2 protein-coding genes are annotated in these 2,388 nt (G+C 54.1%); one reads left to right on the top strand and one right to left on the bottom strand.

Features of this window, described 5'->3' with window-relative positions; genetic code table 11:
- Positions 1-248 precede the first annotated feature (248 nt).
- Complete coding sequence (locus B3F49_RS04785) at positions 249-1,523, bottom strand: ABC transporter substrate-binding protein (RefSeq protein WP_293909332.1); 1,275 nt, start codon at positions 1,521-1,523, stop codon at positions 249-251.
- Between the two features lie 158 nt (positions 1,524-1,681).
- Between B3F49_RS04785 and B3F49_RS04780 the strand changes: the two genes are divergently transcribed.
- A partial coding sequence (locus tag B3F49_RS04780) for a MurR/RpiR family transcriptional regulator (RefSeq protein ID WP_293909330.1) occupies positions 1,682-2,388 on the top strand: 707 nt, incomplete at its 3' end.

Here is a 2,388-nt window from a genome sequence, read left to right as displayed (position 1 = left end):
GCCCTGCGCCACTTCCACTCGAAATCCAACAGTAATAGTAGCAGAGCACTTCCCAACAAAGCCTATAAATAAGTAGCAAAAATCAGGATTGGTATCGTCGGATCAGATAGAACTTTTCGTCGTGCAAGACTTCGGTACATTCTCTTCCATGCAATTTGATTGTTTTTCCAAGCATTACCTACGTATTGCACGGCGGGGGTATAAAGAACCCTCAACCTGCAGAGTTTCCTCTGCAGGTTGAAAAGCCCTTATTTCTGGAACGGCTTGTAGTAGGAGGCGATACCGTCCTGCACTTGCTTTGCGGCCTGTGCGGGAGTAAGGGTTCCTGCCATCACGCCCTGGGCTGCTGCCTGCCAGAGGGAGGAGCCGGTGGGCTGCTGATACCGGAAGCCTACGAGGAACAGGAACGGGGTGGCGTTCTTCTGCAACTCAAGGACACGGGCGATGAAAGGCTCGCTGGAGGCGTCGACTCCGGGAACGGAGGTGACCATCTTCAGGTCGGTGACCATGGCCTTCCCGAACTCCTTGGAGGAGAGGAACTTCAGGAACTTGACTGCTGCGTCCTTGTTCTTGGATTTGGCATTCATGGCGAAGTTCATGTCTGCATAGACCGATACATACGCAGGATCGGTTGCTTTCATACCGGGGACTGCGAAAATGTCGAAGTTCAAGGCGGGGTTCTGGGACTTGAAGTAGGCTGCTTCGTAGGAGCCTGCGATCAAGTGGGGGGAGAGCTCGTTGAAGAAGTTCGAGCGCATATCCTCGTAGCTGATACCCATGTACATGTCAGGCATGTACTTGGTAAGGCCCTTCATCTGCTCAACCATGGCAATGAAAGCGGGATCCTGGAAGGTTTTCTTGCCCGCAACCACGTCGTTGAAGAAGGCTGTTCCGCCGTAGAGGCTTGGTCCCATGCCGCCAAGCATGGTCTCAAGGCACCAGCCGTCCTTTGCCCCGTTGCCAAGGGGGATGTACCCGGCTTTCTTGGCTGCTTCGAAGTTGCTGATCATCTCGTCCCAGGTCTTGGGAATCGAAAGGCCGAGTTTCTTGTAGATGTCCTTGTTGTAGAACATGAATACGGTCTGGCTTACTGCAGGGCTTCCATACACCTTGCCGTCGGTGGGGCTGGTGGCTCCCAGCAGGGCGGTGGGGGAGTAGTTCTTCAGTTCGGGCATCCAAGCTTCAAGGGGTTCGAGGAAGCCGGAGTCTGCAAAGGTCGCAAGCCCGCCGTAGGCACGGCCCTGGAAGACGTCGGGTCCGGCTCCACCGGACAGCGATGCTGCCAGAATGGTGTTGTACTCGGTGTTCTTGTGTGCAGTCTGCACGACCTTGATCGTGGGGTTGGCTGCTTCAAAGAGGGCGATCTGCTTGGCGTAGAAGTCTACGTCCTCAGGTCTCCAGGTCCAGAACTCCAGAACGGTCTTCGCCGCCTCTGGGGCTGCTTGTTCCTGCACGCCTGCACCAAAGAGCAAGCTTGCAGTCACGAGGATCAGCAGAATGCTGACAAGTGTGTGTTTTTTCATGACAAATCTCCTTTTTGTGTGATGAGTTACCACAGATGAATTCTCACCCTGCAAGTGTGAGTTGTCAAGGAAAAACAAAAAGGATTTCCAATAAATAAATTTCACTTCTAAAAAATAATTTCATTCCGCAACCACAGTGAATATGCTATGCTGTGTACATGAGTGGATGTCTTTATCTGATCAAGCAATTTCTTCCCAATCTGGCACCCAGTGAACGCAAGGTGGCAGACTTTTTGTTGGCCAATCCTACCCAAGCCGTTTCCATGGGCGTGCAGGATGTGGCCAAGGCCACCGGTTCCAGTGCGGCAGCCTGCATACGGTTTGCAAGCAGGCTGGGGTTTGCAGGCTATACCGAGCTTCGTTTGGCCTTGGCCAAGGAAGTGTTCTCTTCCGAGCGTGTGGCGGAGGAACAGAAGGTCAGGGAAGTCACCGAGAAAACCAGTGCCGATGAGCTTGTCCACTTGGTCGTCGGTAGTACCTGTGAGAGCTTGAGGGGTCTTGAGAGTGTCATCGATCCGAAGGCGGTGGAGGCTTCGGTGGAAGCCATTCTTCGTGCTTCGCACCTCTTGATCAGCGGAGTAGGGGCTAGCGGCGTTGTTGCCATAGACCTGCAGCAAAAGCTTGCCAGGCTGGGGCTGAAGGCGGTCTTCACCGCCGACAGCGACATGCAGATTGTGGAAGCGTGTGCCCTGCGCAAACAGGACGTGCTTATCGCCATCTCCTACTCGGGGGAGACCAACAGTGTGCTGAAGGTAGCGCGGGAAGCCAAGAAGAACGGAAGTACGGTGATCGCCATCACCCGTATCGGAGGCAACTCACTGACCAAGCTTGCCGACCTTACGCTGAATGTCGTGAACAGCGAGTC

This window comes from Sphaerochaeta sp. UBA5836 (genome assembly GCF_002432845.1).
Classification (GTDB): domain Bacteria; phylum Spirochaetota; class Spirochaetia; order Sphaerochaetales; family Sphaerochaetaceae; genus Sphaerochaeta.
The sequence above is the reverse complement of the archived record's forward strand: the minus strand, read 5'-3'. Positions and strand labels throughout refer to the sequence as shown.

Bases quoted from the DNA above. Each gene is read 5' to 3' on its own strand.
- B3F49_RS04785 (WP_293909332.1), bottom strand. From the start codon at position 1,523: ATGAAAAAACACACACTTGTCAGCATTCTGCTGATCCTCGTGACTGCA.